Raw genomic sequence first — 17745 nt, forward strand, 5'->3', positions numbered from 1 at the left:
GCGTAAGGCGCGCTTAGCGGACGATGCTTCGCATCGCCGCGAGAACCATGCAGGCCCCGCTCTTGCCGTGTGGCCATCCTTCGAGACGCGCGTGCCGCGCTCCTCGGGATGAGGTCCGTACTCACATCAGCAAGTCGATCAGATGCGGGATCAGCGGGATGTCGGCGGGCGGCATCGGGTAGTCGCGCAGCTTGTTGGCGCGGACCCAGGCCAGGGTCTGGCCTTCGCGCGGGGTGACCAGCCCCTCCCAGCGCCGGCAGATGTAAAGCGGCATCAGCAGGTGAAAGGTCTCGTAGCCGTAGCTCGCAAAGGTCAGCGGCGCCAGGCACGGTTCGGCGACGGTGATGCCGAGCTCTTCGTGCAGCTCGCGGATCAGGCTCTGCTCCGGCCGCTCGCCGGGCTCACACTTGCCGCCGGGGAATTCCCAGAGGCCCGCAAGCGTCTTGCCCTCCGGGCGCTGCGCGATCAGGACGCGCTTGTCGGCGTCGACGAGCGCGCAGGCCACCACCAATGTCAGTTTGAGATCGGCCATCGGCGTTCGCTTAAGACCTGTAATCCCCGTTGATCGCGACATACTCCTTCGTCAGGTCGCAGGTCAGCACGCGGTCGCGACCCTTGCCGAGGCCGAGCGAGACCTTGATCGCGATTTCCGGGGCCTTCATCGCTTCCGACACCTGCGCCTCGTCATAGGACGGATCGCGCGCGCCGCTCTTGGCGACGCGGATGCCGTTGAAGGAGATCGAGAGCTTGTCGCGATCGGCCGGCTCGCCGGCCTTGCCGACCGCCATCACCACGCGGCCCCAATTGGCGTCCTCGCCGGCGATTGCGGTCTTGACCAGCGGCGAGTTCGCAATCGACATCGCGATCTTGCGCGCCGACGCCTTGGTCTTGGCGCCTTCCACGGTGATCTCGACCAGCTTGCGCGCGCCTTCGCCGTCGCGGGCGACCTGCTCGGAGAGATTGGCGAGCACCTGGTTGAAGGCTTTCACGAAGGCCTTCAGGCGGGGATCGCTGGCCCGGCTGATTTTTGGTGCGCCGTGCTCTGCGGCGGCGCCGGTGGCGAAGGCCAGCAGCGTGTCCGAGGTCGAGGTGTCGCCGTCGATCGTCACCGCGTTGAAGGTGTCCTCGACGCCGCTCTTGAGCAGGGCTTGCAGGGCGGCCGGCGCGATCGGCGCGTCGGTGAAGATGAAGGACAGCATCGTCGCCATGTCGGGGGCGATCATGCCGGCGCCCTTGGCCATGCCATTGATGGTGACCTTGGCCTTGCCGAGCTTGACGGTCGCGGTCGCGACCTTGGGGAAGGTATCGGTGGTCATGATCGCCTTGGCCGCGGCGAGATAGTCGCCGGGCTCGGCAGTCTCGGCCAGCCGGCCGAGCACACCGTCGAACTTGGTCGCGTCCAGCGGCTCGCCGATCACGCCGGTCGAGGCCAGGAAGATCTCACCCTCGCTGCATCCGACCGCCTTGGCCGCGATCTTCGCGGTCAGCGCGGTGGAGCTGCGTCCGGTCTTGCCGGTGAAGGCATTGGCGTTGCCGGAATTCACCACCAGCGCGCGCGCCTTGCCGCCCTTCAGCTTGGCGCGGCACCATTCCACCGGCGCGGAGGGGCATTTCGACTTGGTGAAGACGCCCGCGACCGCGGTGCCCTTGTCCATTACCGCCAGCAGCACGTCGGTGCGGTTCTTGTAGCGGATGCCGGCTTCGGCCGTCGCAAGGCGGACGCCCGCGATCACGGGCATGTCGGGGACAGTTTTGGGGGCGAGCGGGGAGACGGAGGAGGACATCGGGGCGCCTTGGTGAGGTCTGGATATGCAGATGGCCGGGCATTTGCCCGGCCATTGCGACGTTAGATACTATTGGCGTCCGCGAAGTGACAGCGAATTCTTACTTCTTCGCGGGGGGCGCCATCTTGCTGTCGGACGGCTTGGCAGGGTCGGCCGGCTTGGCATCCGGTTTGGCATCCGCTGCCGGCTGGTCCGTCCGCTCGACCTTGGCTTCCGCGCGGAGTTTGGCGACGTAGTCGGCCTGGGCCTTGCGGGTGACGTACTGCTCGATCTGGGCCTTGACCTGCTCGAAGTCCGGCGCCTTGCGGTTGCGCTTTTCCTCGACCTTGATGATGTGCCAGCCGAACTGCGACTTCACGGGATCGGAGATCTTGCCCGGCTCCAGCGTGAAGGCCACGGCCGAGAACTCCGGCACCATCTGCTCCTTGGTGAAGAAGCCGAGGTCGCCGCCATCGGCGGAGCCCGGATCCTTGGACTTCTTCTTGGCGAGTTCGGCGAAATCGGCGCCCTTGTCGAGCTCGGCCTTCACCGCCTTGGCCTCGTCCTCGGTCTCGACCAGGATGTGGCGGGCGCGGACCTCCTGCTCGCCGGTGATCTGCTTGGAGGCCTCCTCATAGACCTTCTTCATGGCGTCGGGGGTGGTGGCGGCCTTGCCCTCGTTGGCGAGCAGGCTGTCCATCAGCAGGCGGTTCCGGGCGAACGCCAGGCGCTTCTTGAACTCGTCGCCGTCGGCGACCTTCTTGTCCTCGGCAGCCTTGCTGACGATCTTCATGTCGATCAGGAAGGACAGCACGTTCTCGTCCTTGGTCGCCGGGTCCATCTGGGCGAGGCTCGCCCCGAGTTCCTCCTCGGCCATGGCAACGTCGCTCTTCTTGATTTCCGCGCCATTGACCTTCGCCAGCACCGGATCGTCGGCAGCCCGGCCGGGACCCGCGATCAGCGCCAACGCAAGGCAGCCCACGAGGGCGGTGGCGAGGCCGAAGCGCAGGCCGGTTTTGGTTACCGGGAACGAGGTGGTCATGGAAAATCCTTTTGTTGAAGCAGGGGGCTGCTCTAGCGGGGCGGACACTCGCCCAATTCAGGGGGGCTTGGCAACGCGAAAAGTCTGTCAAAATGATGAATTAGCCGCAATGCGCCCGCCGTTGACAAGGCCCTGACCGGGCCATATCTCTGCCCGGTCGCGACCATGGCGATGGCGTTTATTTTGCTGCGTTTTTGGCCGTTGAACCCAGACTTGCCCAATTCCCACCCATATGGCGGATGACCCCCCGCAGTCCGGGCTCTGTCGCCATCAGGCGTCACGGTGAGTTGATAGGCAGGGGGGTGACAACTTCTTGGCTGCAACGCGGTTGAATCGCGAACACAGGAACTAGGCATGATCGGCGCGCTCGCCCGCAAGTTTTTCGGCTCCGCCAACGACCGGCGGGTGAAGGGATACCAGTCCCGCGTCAACGCGATCAACGCGCTGGAGCCGGAGGTTTCGAAACTCTCCGACGAGGCACTGAAGGCCCGCACCGTCGAGTTCAAGAAACAGCTCGCCGAGGGCAAAACGCTCGACGATCTGCTGGTGCCGGCCTTCGCCACCGTGCGCGAAGCCGCCAAGCGCACGCTCGGCCAGCGTCATTTCGACGTGCAGCTGATCGGCGGCATCGTGCTGCACGAGGGCGACATCGCCGAGATGAAGACCGGCGAAGGCAAGACGCTGGTCGCAACGCTCGCGGTCTATCTCAACGCGCTCGCCGGCAAGGGCATTCACGTCGTCACCGTCAACGACTACCTCGCCCGCCGCGACTCCGGCTGGATGGGCCAGATCTACGGCTTCCTCGGCCTGACCACTGGCGTGATCGTGCACGGCCTGGACGATGCCGAACGCAAGGCGGCCTATGCCTGCGACATCACCTACGGCACCAACAACGAATACGGCTTCGACTATCTGCGCGACAACATGAAGTACCGGCTCGAGGACATGGTCCAGCGCCCGCACTTCTACGCCATCGTCGACGAAGTCGACTCGATCCTGATCGACGAAGCGCGCACGCCGCTGATCATCTCCGGCCCGCTCGACGACCGTTCCGATTTCTACAACACCATCGACGGCTTCCTGCCCAAGCTCGACAAGACCGATTACGAGGTCGACGAGAAGCAGCGTACGGTGACGCTGACCGAAGGTGGCATGGAGAAGATCGAGACGTTGCTGCGCGACGCCGGCCAGCTCAAGGGCGAGTCGCTCTACGACGTCGAGAACGTTTCCGTCGTGCACCACATCAACCAGGCGCTGCGCGCCCACACGCTTTTCACGCGCGACAAGGACTACATCGTCCGCGACGACGAGGTCGTCATCATCGACGAGTTCACGGGACGCATGATGGCCGGCCGACGTTATTCGGAAGGCCTGCATCAGGCGCTTGAAGCCAAGGAGCATGTCCAGGTTCAGCCGGAAAACCAGACGCTGGCCTCGATCACCTTCCAGAACTATTTCCGGATGTACGAAAAGCTCGCCGGCATGACCGGCACGGCGCTGACCGAAGCCGACGAACTCTTCGACATCTACAAGCTCGAAGTCGTGGAGATCCCGACCAACGTGCCGGTCGGCCGCCTCGACGAGGACGACGAGGTCTATCGTACCCAGAACGAGAAATACGCCGCGATCCTGGCCGAGATCGAGCGTGCCAATGCGCGGCTGCAGCCGGTGCTGGTCGGCACCGCCTCGATCGAAAAATCGGAAGTGATCGCCGAATACCTCAAGAAGCACGGCTACCGGCAGATCGATTTCGGCAACGAGAATTCGATGCAGAAGCTGTACGCCGCGGCCCGCGCCGGCAAGCCGGCAAAACTGTTTGCGGTGCTGAACGCGCGCTTCCACGAGCAGGAAGCCTATATCGTCGCGGAAGCCGGCGTGCCTGGCGCGATCACGATCGCCACCAACATGGCCGGCCGCGGTACCGACATCAAGCTCGGCGGCTCGCTCGAGATGCGGATCCAGCAGGAGACTGCCGGCATCGAGGACGAGGCGGAGAAGGCGAAGAAGATCGAGCAGATCAAGGCCGACATCGAGCACTTCCGCGAGATCGTGCTGAAGGCCGAGGAAGAGGTCGAGATCGAGCCGGCGAAGGGTTCGAAGCCCGCCAAGACCGTGAAGAAGCCCGGCGGCCTCTACATCATGGGATCCGAGCGTCACGAATCCCGCCGCATCGACAACCAGCTGCGCGGCCGTTCCGGCCGTCAGGGCGACCCCGGCCGCTCGAAGTTCTTCCTGTCGCTGGAAGACGATCTGATGCGCATCTTCGGCTCGGATCGCCTCGACAGCATGCTGCAGCGTCTCGGCCTCAAGGAAGGCGAGGCGATCATCCATCCCTGGATCAACAAGGCGCTCGAGAAGGCGCAGCAGAAGGTCGAGGCGCGCAACTTCGACATCCGCAAGAACCTGCTCAAGTTCGACAACGTCCAGAACGACCAGCGCAAGGTGATCTTCGATCAGCGCGTCGACCTGATGAAGGACGACAGCGTCGCCGAGACCGTTACCGACATGCGCCACGCCTTCATCGACGACCTCGTCGCCAAGCACGTGCCCGAGCATGCCTATGCCGAGCAGTGGGATGTGGCCGGCCTGAAGGAAGAGCTGAAGCGCGTGCTCGATCTCGACCTGCCGGTCGACGAATGGGCCAAGGAAGAGGGCATCGCCGACGAGGAGCTGCTCACCCGCATCGAGACCAAAGCCGACGAGCACATGGCGGCCAAGGTCGGGCAATGGGGTCCCGACGTGATGCGTTACGTCGAGAAGACCATTCTGCTCCAGACGCTCGACCATCTCTGGCGCGAGCATCTGATCATGCTCGACCATCTGCGCCAGGTCATCGGCCTGCGTGGCTACGGCCAGCGCGATCCGTTGCAGGAGTACAAGACCGAGGCCTTCAATCTCTTCCAGGAGATGAGCGCGCATCTGCGCGAGGCCGTCACGGCGCAGCTGATGCGGGTCGAGATCGTCCCGCCGGAGCAGGAAGCCCCCGTGCTGCCGCCGATGGAAGCGCACAAGTTCGACCCGAACACCGGCGAGGACGAAATGGCGCTCGCCAGCGTCACGCTCGGTGCGCAGGCTTCCGACGCAGCTCTTCGCGATCCGAAGAACCCCGCAAGCTGGGGCAAGGTCGGCCGCAACGAGGATTGCCCGTGCGGCTCAGGCAAGAAGTACAAGCACTGCCACGGGCGGTACGGCTAGCCGCTAAGCTCCGCTGTGAGGCGCGACGTCGGCGCCTCACTCTCCACTGTCGTCGCCCGGCTTGACCGGGCGACCCAGTACGCCGCGGCTTCTCGGTTCAATCAAAACTGTCTCTGGAATACTGGATCGCCCGATTAGTCGTTCGTGAAGAACTGGCGGCGGCGCCCGGCTCAAGCGGTGTTTCGAGCCGGGACGGTCTCGAAGAAGGCTCGGATGATGACACGCAAGAGCTCTGCGAGCCATCGCAGCAGCAGACCGAAGTTATAGCCGGCGGCGGCGAGAACAGCGTTGATGCGGTCGCCGAGGCGTCCCTTGAGATAATTTCTGTCCATGCGGTGCTCGGCCTTGACGTGGCCGATGACAGGCTCGACAGCCGCGCGACGCTTCATCTCGCGACGGATGGAAGCTGTGACGCGGCGGACCTGACCCGAGATCCAGACCCTGAACCGATGCGGGTGGTTGTGACCGCGATATCCTTTGTCGACGTGGATACGGCGAGTCTCCACCCCGGTGAGCTTCTCCATGTCGGCGATTACGGGACCGAGCGTGTGCCCATCGAAGGGATTGCCATGCAGGGCCTTGGCATGGAGCACGAACTGGCCGCCCTTCGGAGACGTCACAGGGGTGGCGATGCTGACCTTGCAGCCGAACTCGTAGGGCGCGCGGGCTTTACCTTTGCCGATGCACTCAACCTCCGGAGCATGTAACGCATAGACCTTCGGACCGCGCTGATGCTGATCCTGGCTGCGCACCTGCTGCGCTAAACCGAGCAACGGGCCGAAGCGAGCTTCCAGCACCGTATCGCCATCAATCTTGCGGCGGATGTCGCGGATGATCCGGCCAAGCCGTGTCCGCAGGAACTTGAGCTGCCGCCGGGCGCGTTTGAACTGGTGGGCGTGGGTATAGCGGCCGGTCATGATGGCGGCGCGCTTGGCCAGGCGCAGATAGCTCTGGCGTAGCGGCACACGGTTGCACTTGGCGAGCCCGACCAGCTTGGTGATTGCTCGATGCAGCAGCCGCGCGTCGGTCGGATGTGCAACCGCCTTGGGCTGCACTGTGGTATCGACGACCACCCGTTCCAGGTCCTTGGGACCGATGGCGCCGGTCTTGTGCGCCACTGAAAGACTTTCCTGGATCAGGGCGACGAGCTGTTCCTCGCCGAGCCGCTGCCGCCAGCGTGTCATCGACGATCGATCGAACGGCAGACGGTGGCAGAAGCTCAATTCGCCGCAGAAGTATTGGTAATAGGGGTTCTCGATCCAGCGAGCGCACAGCACCTCATCTGACAGGTTGTGCATGTGCTTCAAAATGAACAGGCCGGCGACTAGCCGCGTCGGCAAGCCCGGCTGGCCCGACCCTGCTTGGCACACTGAACTGAAGCGCTCATTCAGGATGTTCCAGTCGATCAGCGCTGCCAACCGCACCAGCGGATGACCCATGTCGATGATCTGATCAAGCGCCGGAAGCAACAGGTCTTTCTGGCGATCATCCCTCGGCTTGCTCATCGCATTCCCCAATGTCGACGACGCCGTCAGGGAATCACGAATCGCCCAAAAGCAAAATCCTAAAACGCAAGAAAGCGAGGTCCAACACCCCGCTTTCCTGCAAAATCGAATACTACATCAAGACAAATTCTGCTTATTTCTCAGATCAATCCGCATTCTTCACGGACGACCGATTAAATCGGGCGATGACAGCCGAGTGTGTGGCGCGCAACTCGCACCACATCGTCGTCCTGGCGCTCCGCTTCGCTTGTCCAGGACGACGATGAGATTGAAATCGACGCCGCTCAATTCGAGCTGTCGATCAAGCTCTCCAGCAGCCGCTTCAGTTCGCTCGTCGATTTGTCGCCGTAGCTCTCCAGGATGTGCTCCTCCTGGTCGACCGCGAGCGAGTTGAGCTTCTTGCACAGCACCTTGCCGCGGTCGGAGATGAACATCAAAACCTTGCGGCGATCATTCGGGTCCTGCACGCGATAGACCAGCGTGTCGGAGACCATGCGGTCGATCATCTTGGTCAGCGTCGGATGATTGAGCAGCACCGCGTCCGCGAGTTCGCCCATCGAGTGGCCATCGCCGTCCGACAACACCTTAAGGATGCGCCACTGCTCGACGGGAACGCCTTCCTTGCTCAGCCGCAGTTCCAGCTGCCGGTTGATCTCCCGGTTGGCTTGCGCGAGCAGGTAGGCGAGGTGTTCGGTGATCGGGGAGTTCGGTTTTGCCACGGCTAAGACTTCGTCTTGACCCAAATGAGTGAATGTCTTGCAATCAATGCTGCTTCTATATGCACTTCAATTGTTGAATATTCAATATTTTCAAAATAGGATGATTGCCTAACAAAAGGGCGGATGCCGCGGCCGCCTGCTCATTGTGCTTTCAGGTCTGGTGCCAGACAGGAGTTGGCGTGCACGCGACGGTAAACTTCCCGGCTCACGGCAGTCCGGCGATGCCGCCGTCCTTGCTGCTGAGGAATCTGTCGTCGTCGGGCGCCGATAGCTCGCTGTCGCCGGGCGATCATGCTTTCCTCAGGCGGCGTGGCGCGAACAAGCTGCGCATCGGCGGTTTCATCTGCTGCACGGGATCGCCGGGTGTGTGGGGCCCCTGCGCGACCAACAGCGCGCAACTCGCCGTTGCCGAGATCAACAAGCGCGGCGGCATCCTCGGCCGCGAGATCGAGCTGTCGATCTACGACGCCGGCGGGCCGCTCGACGAGGTGCTGAACCGCGCCGAACAGGCGATCGCGTTCGACGAGGTCGATCTCATCGTCGGGCTGCACACCAGCGCGGTCCGCGTCGGCTTGCGCGACGTCACCACGCGTCACCGCATCCCCTACATCTATACGCCGGTCTACGAAGGCGGCGAGCGCACGCCCGGCGTGATGGCGATCGGCGAGACGCCGCGCTGGCAGAGCCGGCCGTCGATCCACTGGCTTGCCGACGTCAAGAAGGCGTCGCGCTGGTACCTGATCGGCAGCGATTACGTCTGGCCCTGGCAATCGCACCGCGCCGTGAAGAACTACATCAAGGAAACCGGAGGCCACGTCGTTGGCGAGGAGTTCGTCCCCCTCGGCGAGGACAATCACGAGCCGCACCTGGCGCGCATCCGCGCCGCGCGGCCCGATGTCGTGCTGATCTCGCTGATCGGCACCGACAGCGTCACCTTCAATCGTGCTTTCGGCGAATGCGGCCTCGGCGCCACGACGCTGCGGCTGGCGGGAGCCATGGACGAGACGGTGCTGCTCGGCATCGGCGCCGACAACAGCGAGAACATGTTCTGCGCATCCGGCTATTTCTCCGGCATCGGCTCGCGGGCCAATGACGACTTCCAGATCCGCTATCGCGCGATGTTCGGGCCGAACGCCCCGCCGATCGGATCGCTCGGCCAGTCCAGCTATGAAGGCCTGCGTTTCCTCGAAGCCGTGGCGAAAAAGGCAGGTTCGCTGTCGATGGCGCCCATGCTCGCGGCGGGCCGCAACATCGTTTACGGCGGCGCGCGCGGCCCGGTCGTCGTTCGCAACGGCCACGCCCGCATGCAGATGTATCTCGCGGAGGCCGACGGCCTCGACTTCAAGCTGATCAAGCCGGTCTGAGCCTGCTGCGGCAATCCGGACAGCCCCATCTTAAAATAATACTTGAAAAGGAAAATATTTCCGCTTTGAATGTTTCAGCAGGGCCGCTGCGCGCGTCGCGCCAATCGCGGCCGCGCGCAGGGACCGTACCAAGAAACTTCAGGAGAGCGCCGTGACAGTTGTCCTTCCCACGCCTGCCCAACTTCTTGACGTCGCCAAGCAGTGCGGCCTTTCGCTGACCGATGCCGATGTCGCCTCGTTCCGCGGCCTGATGCAGGGCTCGATCGAGGCCTATAATCTCGTCGGCGCGATGCCGGACGAAGTGCCGGAGGTGAAATATCCGCGCACGCCGGGCTACCGGCCCTCACCCGAGGAGAACCCGCGCAACGCCTGGTATCGCAAGTCGACCGTGAAGGGTGCGGCGAGCGGCAAGCTCAAGGGCAAGACCGTCGCGCTGAAGGACAACATCATGCTCGCCGGCGTGCCCATGATGAACGGCTCGGCGACGCTGGAAGGCTATGTTCCCGATTTCGACGCCACCATCGTCACGCGCATGCTCGATGCCGGCGCCGAGATCGCCGGCAAGGTGCATTGCGAATCCTTCTGCATGTCCGGCGGCAGCCACACCGGTGCGGTCGGTGCCGTGCACAATCCGCACAAGATGGGCTATTCGGCCGGCGGCTCGTCCTCCGGTTCCGGCGTCGTGGTCGCGCTCGGCGAGGTCGACATGGCGATCGGCGGCGACCAGGGCGGCTCGATCCGCATGCCGTCCTCGTTCTGCGGCACCTACGGCATGAAGCCGACCTGGGGCCTCGTCCCCTACACCGGCATCATGCCGATCGAGGTCTTCGTCGACCACACCGGTCCGATGACCGCGACCGTCGCCGACAATGCGCTGCTGCTCGAAGTGCTCGCCGGCGACGACGGCTACGATCCCCGCATCAAGGCGCCGAAGGTCGAGGAGTACACCAAGGCGCTCGGCCAGGGCGTCAAGGGCATGAAGATCGGCATCCTCAAGGAAGGCTTCGAGCAGGCGAACGCGGAGGCCGCCGTCAACGAAAGCGTCCGCGAGGCCGCCAAGCGCTTCAAGGACCTTGGCGCCACGGTCGAGATCGTCTCGATCCCGATGCATCTTGTCGGTCCCGCGATCTGGACGCCGATCGGCACGGAGGGCATGACCCAGACCATGATGTATGGCGATGGCTATGGCCTCAGCCGCTCCGACCTCTACTCGACCTCGCTGATGGACTTCCATCGCGGCTGGCGCCGGCAGGCGGATTCGCTATCGGAGACGACAAAACTGTTCCTGATGCTCGGGACCTACATCAACAACAGCTTCGGTCCCCGCTATTACGGCAAGGCACTCAACATCTCGCGTCGCCTGACCGCGGCCTATGACAAGGCGTTCGGCGAATACGACCTGCTGCTGCTGCCGACGACGCCAATGAAGGCGACGAAGCTGCCGGAGCCCACCGCGAGCCGCGAAGACTACGTCGCCCGCGCGCTCGAGATGATCTCCAACACAGCGCCGTTCGACATCACCCATCATCCCGCGATGTCGCTGCCCTGCGGCATGGTCGACGGCCTGCCCGTCGGACTGATGCTGGTCGGCCGCATGTTCGAGGAATCCACGATCTACCGCGCCGCGCATGCCTTCGAGCAGATCGGCGACTGGAAGAAGATGTGAGCGAGGCATCGATGCAGACGGACGGACCAGAGCGTTTTCAAGCGAAGTGGATACCGGTTCGCGTCAAGAAAACGCGTAAAAATAAGAATCCAGCGCATGGCTAACGCGTTCGTCGCGGCGTTCGAAATCCTGAGCTTCGGCGCGATCATCGTCCTGATCGTGCTGGGGCTCGGAATCATCGCCAGCATGATGGGCATCTTCAACTTCGCGCAAGGAGAGTTCGTCCTGCTCGGGGCCTACATCACCTATCTCGCCTACGCCAAGGGCCTGCCGATCTGGGCCGGCATGGTCGCGGCGCCCTTCGTGGTCGGTGCGCTCGGCTTCGTGCTGGAGGCGCTGATCATCCGCCGCTTCTACGCCGCGCCGATCGTGGCGATGCTCGGCACCTATGCGCTCGGCCTGATCATCCGCGAATCCGTGCGCGGCCTGATCGGTGGCTTCTATCTGACCGTGCCCGAGCCGATCGGCGGCTCGATCGATATCGGCGCCATGCATATCTCGGCCTGGCGCTTCACCATCATCGTCATCACGCTCCTGGTGATGGCGGGCTGTTACCTCCTGCTGTCGCGCACGAGTTTTGGCCTGCGCATGCGCGCCACCCTGGAAAATCCCTCGCTGGCGCGGGCCTCAGGCATCTCCACGCCCCTGATGTACGGCGCCACGTTTGCGTTTGGCTCCGCGCTCGCCGGCCTTGCCGGTGCGCTGATCGTGCCGGTGTTCAGCCTGTACGCCGATCTCGGCCTGCGTTTCCTGATCCAGGGTTTTGTCGCGGTGATGGTCGGCGGCGTCGGCTCCTTCATCGGACCGGTGGCGGGCGCCGGCGTGATCGGCACCCTCAGTGCCGCGCTGCCATGGGTGATGGCGCCCGTCGTCGCCGACGTCCTCGTCTTCGTGCTCGCCATTGTCTTCATCAAATTTCGGCCACAGGGCCTCATCGCTGGAAAAGGGGTTTAGTCATGTTCGATCGTACTCAGCTTTCGCGTCGCCGCTTCCTCTCCAATCTTGCCTTTACCACCGGCGCGGTCGCGACCGGCGTCGGAAGCTGGGTGATCCCGGCGCCGTGGGCGAACGCGGCGGAAGGCCCGATCAAGGTCGGTATCGCGACCGATCTCACCGGCCCGATCGCTTATGCCGGCAATGCCGACGCCAATGTCGCCAAGATGGTGATCAAGGAGATCAATACGGCCGGTGGCCTGCTCGGCCGTCCGCTCGAGCTCTATATCGAGGACACTGCGTCGAACGAATCCGTCGCCGTCGGCAACGTCCGAAAACTGATCCAGCGCGACAAGGTCGACATGGTGCTGGGCGGCATCACCTCGTCGATGCGCAACGCGATCAAGGACCCGATCGTGGCGCGCGGCAAGACGCTCTACATCTATCCGCAGCTCTACGAAGGCAAGGAGTGCACACCCTATCTGTTCTGCACCGGGCCGACGCCGGCGCAGCAGTGTGACGAGTTCATCCCCTGGCTGATCAAGAACGGCGGCAAGAAGTTCGCGCTGCCGAGCGCCAACTATGTCTGGCCGCACACGCTCAACGTCTACGCCCGCAAGGTCATTGAGGCGAACGGCGGCGAGGTCGTGTTCGAGGAATATTACCCGCTCGACCAGATCGACTTCTCATCGACCGTCAACCGGATCATCTCCAACAAGGTCGACGTCGTCTTCAACACTGTCATTCCGCCGGGCGTCGGCCCGTTCTTCAAGCAGCTCTATGAAGCGGGCTTCCTCAAGAACGGCGGGCGCCTAGCCTGCGTCTACTATGACGAGAACACGCTCAACATCAACCAGGCCGCCGAGATCGAAGGGCTCGCAAGCTGCCTCGACTATTTCAAGGTGCTGACCAAGGAGAACCCGTTCGACGCAAAAATCCAGGCGGCGTACGAGAAGGACTTTCCCGGCAACTTCCTGTTCGCGGCCGGCAGTGCCGCGACCGGTACCTATCGCGGCCTCAAGCTGTGGGAAGCGGCCGTGAAGGAAGCCGGCAAGGTCGATCGCGACTCGGTTGCCGCCACTCTCGATCACGCCAAGATCGCCGAAGGCCCGGGCGGCCCGGCCGAGATGGTGCCGGGCAAGCGGCACTGCAAGATGAAGATGTACACCGCGGTCGCCAAGGGTGGGAACTACGAGATCGTCGGACGCAGCGACGGGCTCGTCGATCCCAAGGAATGCTGAGGCGGAATGCCGAAGTCGATGACTGTGGTAAGAGAAGCCATCGCCGGCGACGAAGCGGACGGTGCGATGGCTGAACGCGTGGCCGCGGGACAGGCCAAGGAACAGGTCAAGGCAGGACGAAAGGTCCTGCCGATCGTGGAGGGCGTCGTGCTCGTCGCGGCGCTGCTCGCGCCGCTGGTGCTGCAGGACTACCTCACCGTGTTCGCGACCCGCGTGATCATCCTCGCGCTGTTCGCGTTGTCGTTCGATCTGGTCTGGGGTTATGCCGGCATCATGAGCTTCGGCCAGGCCCTGTTCTTCGGCTCGGCCGGCTATGGCGTCGCGCTGCTCGCGCGCGACCTCGACATCACCAACATCTTCGTGGTGCTGCCGGCGGGAACGCTGATCGGCCTCACCTTCGCGCTGCTGCTCGGCGGCTTCCTGCTGCTTGGACGGCACCCCTCCAGCGTCATCTTCGTGTCGCTGGGCACGCTGACCGGCTCCTACGCCGCCGATCGCCTCGCGCGCGGCTGGTACTATCTCGGCGGCCAGAACGGCATCCCCTCGATCGCGCCGATGTCGCTCGGCGGCTACGAATTTACTGAGGGCCCGGCCTTCTACTATCTCGTGCTCGGTATCCTCGTCGTGGTCTACCTGCTCTGCCGCTTCCTGGTACGCTCGCAATTCGGCCTGGCGCTTGCGGGCCTGCGCGAGAACGAGCAGCGCATCGCCTTCTTCGGCTACAAGGTACAGCACCTGAAGGCGATCATCTTCGCGATCGGCGGCGCCATCGCAGGTCTTGCCGGCAGCCTTTATGCCTTCCATGAAGGTTTCGTCTGGCCCAACATGGTCGGCGTCGTCGTCTCGACGCAGGTCGTGCTCTATGTGCTGTTCGGCGGCTCCGGCACGTTGATCGGCGCCGTCATCGGCGCCGTGATCGTCGAGGGCGTCAGCTTCTGGCTCTCTGACAATTATCGCGAGATCTGGCCGATCATCCTCGGTCTGCTGCTGCTGCTCGTGATCCTGTTCCGGCCACTTGGCCTGATCAGCTTTGTGCTCGGCGAGCGCGAACGGGTCGGCAGCTTTGGTGCCAAGCCCAAGGAGACCGTGAAGCGGACTGAGAAGCAGACTGAGAAGGAGAAGCGCAATGCCGCTCCTTGAAGCTGCCGATATCAAGAAGATCTTTGGCAAGCTCACCGCGCTCGACGGCGCCGCGCTGACCGTCGGCGAGAACGAGTTTCACGGCCTGATCGGACCGAACGGCTCCGGCAAGAGCACGCTGATGAAGTGCATTGCGGGGGCCGAAGTGCCGACCCAAGGCAAAGTGAGTTTCATCAACACCGACATCACCGCGTTCACGCCGACCGAACGGGCCCGGGCCGGCATGAGCCTGAAATTCCAGATCACCAGCGTGCTGCCGACGCTGACGCTCTACGACAACATCCTGCTCGCGCTGCAGGCGCAGTCCTCGCTGTTCGATCTCGTATTCTCGCGCACGCGGGACGCGCTGCACGACCAGGTCATGACCATGCTGACGCAGTTCCGCCTCGCCGATCGCGCCTTCGACGCGGCGGCCGCACTGTCGCACGGCCAGCAGCAATGGCTGGAGATCGCGATGGCGCTCGCGGGCAAGCCGAAGCTGCTGCTGCTGGACGAGCCGACCGGCGGCATGAGCCTGGAGGAGCGCCGCGTCACCGGTGAATTGCTTCAGCCGATCAAAAAACATTGCTCGCTCGTCATCGTCGAGCACGACCTCGATTTCATCCGCGACATTTGCGATCGGTTGACCGTGCTCGACCAGGGCAAGGTGCTGGCATCAGGCACCGTGTCGGAGATCCAGGCCAACAAATCCGTTCAGGAGATCTATCTGCGCCGTGCCTGAATTTTTGGACATCAAGCATCTCGACGCGGGCTATGGCCGCAGCCAGGTCCTGTTCGACGTCACCCTCGGCATTCCCTGGCGCGGCGGCGTCGCCGTGCTCGGCCGCAACGGCGCAGGCAAGACCACGCTGATGAAGACCATCGTCGGCGAGCTGCCGGCGTGGAAGGGCGAGGTCGCCTTCGACGGGCGCGACATCAGCCGCCGCGCGACCCAGGAGCGCGTGCGCGCCGGCATCGGCTACGTGCCGCAGGAGCATTCGGTATTCGCGCGCCTGTCGGTGCGCGACAATCTCGCGGTCGGCTCGCTCGCCAGCAAGAAGGACGACGCGGTCGACCATGTGCTGACTATCTTCCCGAAACTCGGCCAGCGCCTCGACCAGCCCGCCGGCACCCTCTCCGGCGGTGAGCGCAAGATGCTCGCCATCGGCCGCGCGATGCTGGGCGATCCGAAGCTGTTGTTGCTGGACGAGCCGACCGAAGGCGTCTGGATCGGAGTGATTGAGGAGATCACCGAGCGCCTGATCGAGCTCGCGAAGAGCATCGCCGTCATCATCGTCGAGCAGCACCTCGACCTCGCGCTGCGCGTCGCCGATTACGCCTATGTACTGGACCGCGGCAGGGTCGCGCTGCAAGGGCAGGCGAACGATGTGCGCGTCAATCCGGAGCTGATGCGGTACCTGGCGCCGTAGGTCGCGCTGCCCGTCTTTGAGTGAGGCGCAGCGCTCTCACTGTACCTCATCAAGGGGAATGACGGCGTCAGGCTGAGATGGATCGGAGAGATTAAGCGGAGCGCCGCCCTTACTTCACCGCCCCAAAGCGGCTGTCGAACGAGTTCGACGACACCACCGGCGCGGCGCCCATGATCTGCGTCGCTTCACTCGCGCCATCCGACACCGACGGCTTCAGCGCCGGCCGCGTCGCGGCGAGGCGCGTGTCCGGCTTCACCGGTTCGGCCGGCTTGGCGGCGGCGACGGCCGGCTTAGGCGCGTCCTTGGACGTATCGCGGCCGGGCACGAACCGGGTCACTGCGGCCTTCAGCCTCGATGTCGCGGTGGGTGGCGTTGCGGGCGCAGCGGCAGGGGCCACGGACGCGGTCGCTTGCGGGGGAGGCGTGGTCGCCGTCGTGTCGGCGGTGCCGAGGCCCATCTTGCGGCCGAGGTTGGAGAAGAAGCCGCCTGACGATTTCTCTTGGGATTTCTCGCTGGCCGGCGCGGCCGCGGCGACGCGGGTGGTGGCGGCGGGCGCGCTGACGGCGACGACCGGCTCCTGGTTCACGGGAGCGGCGGCGACCGCATCGAGATTGGGCTTGGGCGGATTGACGTGTCCGGGGATCGTGCCCGGCGCCTTCGCCATCGCCAGCATCTCCAGGGTCGAGCCTTCGGCGTTCTCCGAGAGTCCGGTCGATCCCTCCGGAATCTTCGAGGCAAAAATCTTGTTCATGCCGCCGTCGATGCCGGTGTTCATGCGCGCGATCGGCGTGCCCTTGGCGACGAGCTTGTTGTATTCGACCTGGTCGCGCGCATCCTTGTCGCGCACCGCGCTGGCGATGTTCTCGGGGATCACATAGGCCGGGCACTTCGCGGACGCGTCGAACACCGGATCGCGCTTCGCGTCAGGCGTCTTCGTTGCGTCGAACACGTATTTGCGCTCGCAGAAATCGACCTTCGGCTCCTGCCGCGTCACCTCGAAATGATCATAGCCTTCCTTGATCATCTTCCAGAACGGCATGTTCGGGTTGTTCCGGTGCTTGGCCATGTTCACCGGCGTCATCTTGAACGGATAGGCCTGCAGCTGGAACGCCTTCTGGCCGCCGAAGAACGACTCGCGGCCAAGCGAATAAATCTCCGCGATCTGCTCGTCCGTCATCGCGTAGCAGCCGCGCGACGAACAATCGCCATGCACCATCAGCTGCGAGCCGGTGCGCCCCAGAGCCTTGTCGAACGCGTTCGGATAGCCCGTGTTGAACGAGAGATAGTAGGCCGACTGCGGATTCATCTGGCCCGGATTGATCGAGTAGAATCCTTCCGGCGCCTGGCGGTCGCCTTCGCGCACCTTCGGACCGAGATCGCCCGACCAGCGGCAGATCGGATAGGTCTTGAGCAGCGCGAACTGGCCGTTGCGGGCCTGCTTCCAGACCTCGAGCTCGGCCTCCTGCTTGAACAGGCGGACCAGGATCGGCGATTGCAGGTCCATGTCCTTCTCGACCATCGCGGCGAGAAGCTTTGGCGGCACCGGCTGGTTGGCCTTGGCGTTGGTCGCGAGCGAGACCTGGTCGGTGTCGCAGCCGGCCAGCAGAACACTGGCTGTCAGCAGCGCAACCGAAGCCAAAAGCGCGCGAGCAAGCGAACGAGAAATCAAGATGGACCCCACACCGTGCCGGGCAGAGAGCGCGAACCCCAATCTCGAAGCATGATCCGACCGGAGATCCGGACCCGTCGTGACGGGCGTTTTCGAACC

The 17745-nt window shown here is 63.9% G+C and carries 14 protein-coding genes; 8 read left to right on the forward strand and 6 right to left on the reverse strand.

Going from position 1 to position 17745, the window contains the following annotated elements:
- Positions 1 to 121: 121 nt before the first annotated feature.
- From AB7531_RS03495 to AB7531_RS03505, 3 genes are all read right to left on the reverse strand, one after another.
- A complete protein-coding gene (locus AB7531_RS03495) occupies positions 122 to 532 on the reverse strand; it encodes a (deoxy)nucleoside triphosphate pyrophosphohydrolase (protein WP_028159577.1) in 411 nt (136 codons plus the stop codon).
- 10 nt (positions 533 to 542) lie between these two features.
- Positions 543 to 1784 carry a bifunctional glutamate N-acetyltransferase/amino-acid acetyltransferase ArgJ gene (argJ, locus tag AB7531_RS03500; RefSeq protein WP_063980580.1) on the reverse strand — a complete coding sequence of 414 codons (1242 nt, stop codon included), beginning with the start codon at positions 1782 to 1784 and terminating at the stop codon, positions 543 to 545.
- Positions 1785 to 1884: 100 nt separating this feature from the next.
- Positions 1885 to 2805, reverse strand: a complete 921-nt coding sequence (locus AB7531_RS03505) for a peptidylprolyl isomerase (protein ID WP_063980581.1) — start codon at positions 2803 to 2805, stop codon at positions 1885 to 1887.
- A 354-nt stretch (positions 2806 to 3159) separates the two neighbouring features.
- Here AB7531_RS03505 and secA point away from each other — a divergent pair, with 354 nt between their 5' ends.
- Complete coding sequence (gene secA / locus AB7531_RS03510; protein WP_231143790.1) at positions 3160 to 6000, forward strand: preprotein translocase subunit SecA; 2841 nt, start codon at positions 3160 to 3162, stop codon at positions 5998 to 6000.
- Positions 6001 to 6170: 170 nt separating this feature from the next.
- Here secA and AB7531_RS03515 read toward each other — a convergent pair whose 3' ends face one another.
- Entirely contained in the window at positions 6171 to 7505 is a 1335-nt protein-coding gene (locus AB7531_RS03515) for an IS5 family transposase (protein ID WP_063982113.1), read from the reverse strand.
- A gap of 284 nt (positions 7506 to 7789) precedes the next feature.
- Positions 7790 to 8224, reverse strand: a complete 435-nt coding sequence (locus AB7531_RS03520) for a MarR family winged helix-turn-helix transcriptional regulator (protein ID WP_014490415.1) — start codon at positions 8222 to 8224, stop codon at positions 7790 to 7792.
- A gap of 179 nt (positions 8225 to 8403) precedes the next feature.
- On the opposite strand from AB7531_RS03520, the gene AB7531_RS03525 reads away from it, so the two are divergent.
- From AB7531_RS03525 to AB7531_RS03555, 7 genes are all read left to right on the forward strand, one after another.
- Complete coding sequence (locus tag AB7531_RS03525; RefSeq protein ID WP_063980616.1) at positions 8404 to 9588, forward strand: substrate-binding domain-containing protein; 1185 nt, start codon at positions 8404 to 8406, stop codon at positions 9586 to 9588.
- A 151-nt stretch (positions 9589 to 9739) separates the two neighbouring features.
- Positions 9740 to 11254: an amidase gene (locus AB7531_RS03530; protein WP_063980617.1), complete on the forward strand. Its 1515-nt coding sequence runs from the start codon at positions 9740 to 9742 to the stop codon at positions 11252 to 11254.
- 96 nt (positions 11255 to 11350) lie between these two features.
- A complete protein-coding gene (locus AB7531_RS03535; protein WP_063980618.1) occupies positions 11351 to 12208 on the forward strand; it encodes a branched-chain amino acid ABC transporter permease in 858 nt (285 codons plus the stop codon).
- A gap of 2 nt (positions 12209 to 12210) precedes the next feature.
- Complete coding sequence (locus AB7531_RS03540; protein ID WP_063980619.1) at positions 12211 to 13428, forward strand: substrate-binding protein; 1218 nt, start codon at positions 12211 to 12213, stop codon at positions 13426 to 13428.
- Between the two features lie 6 nt (positions 13429 to 13434).
- Positions 13435 to 14568 carry a branched-chain amino acid ABC transporter permease gene (locus AB7531_RS03545; RefSeq protein ID WP_063980620.1) on the forward strand — a complete coding sequence of 378 codons (1134 nt, stop codon included), beginning with the start codon at positions 13435 to 13437 and terminating at the stop codon, positions 14566 to 14568.
- Positions 14555 to 15289 (forward strand): ABC transporter ATP-binding protein, encoded by a 735-nt coding sequence (locus tag AB7531_RS03550; protein ID WP_063980621.1) that lies wholly within the window; start codon positions 14555 to 14557, stop codon positions 15287 to 15289. Before AB7531_RS03545 ends, AB7531_RS03550 begins: the two co-directional genes overlap by 14 nt.
- On the forward strand, positions 15282 to 15977 hold the full coding sequence (locus AB7531_RS03555; RefSeq protein ID WP_063980622.1) for a branched-chain amino acid ABC transporter ATP-binding protein: 696 nt from the start codon (positions 15282 to 15284) through the stop codon (positions 15975 to 15977). The genes AB7531_RS03550 and AB7531_RS03555 overlap by 8 nt, the downstream gene beginning before the upstream one ends.
- Positions 15978 to 16086: 109 nt before the next feature.
- Here AB7531_RS03555 and AB7531_RS03560 read toward each other — a convergent pair whose 3' ends face one another.
- Complete coding sequence (locus AB7531_RS03560) at positions 16087 to 17646, reverse strand: L,D-transpeptidase family protein (protein WP_225048569.1); 1560 nt, start codon at positions 17644 to 17646, stop codon at positions 16087 to 16089.
- Positions 17647 to 17745: the final 99 nt, after the last annotated feature.

It is taken from the genome of Bradyrhizobium sp. 63_E2_N1_3, assembly GCF_052076005.1.
Classification (GTDB): Bacteria; Pseudomonadota; Alphaproteobacteria; order Rhizobiales; family Xanthobacteraceae; genus Bradyrhizobium; species Bradyrhizobium barranii.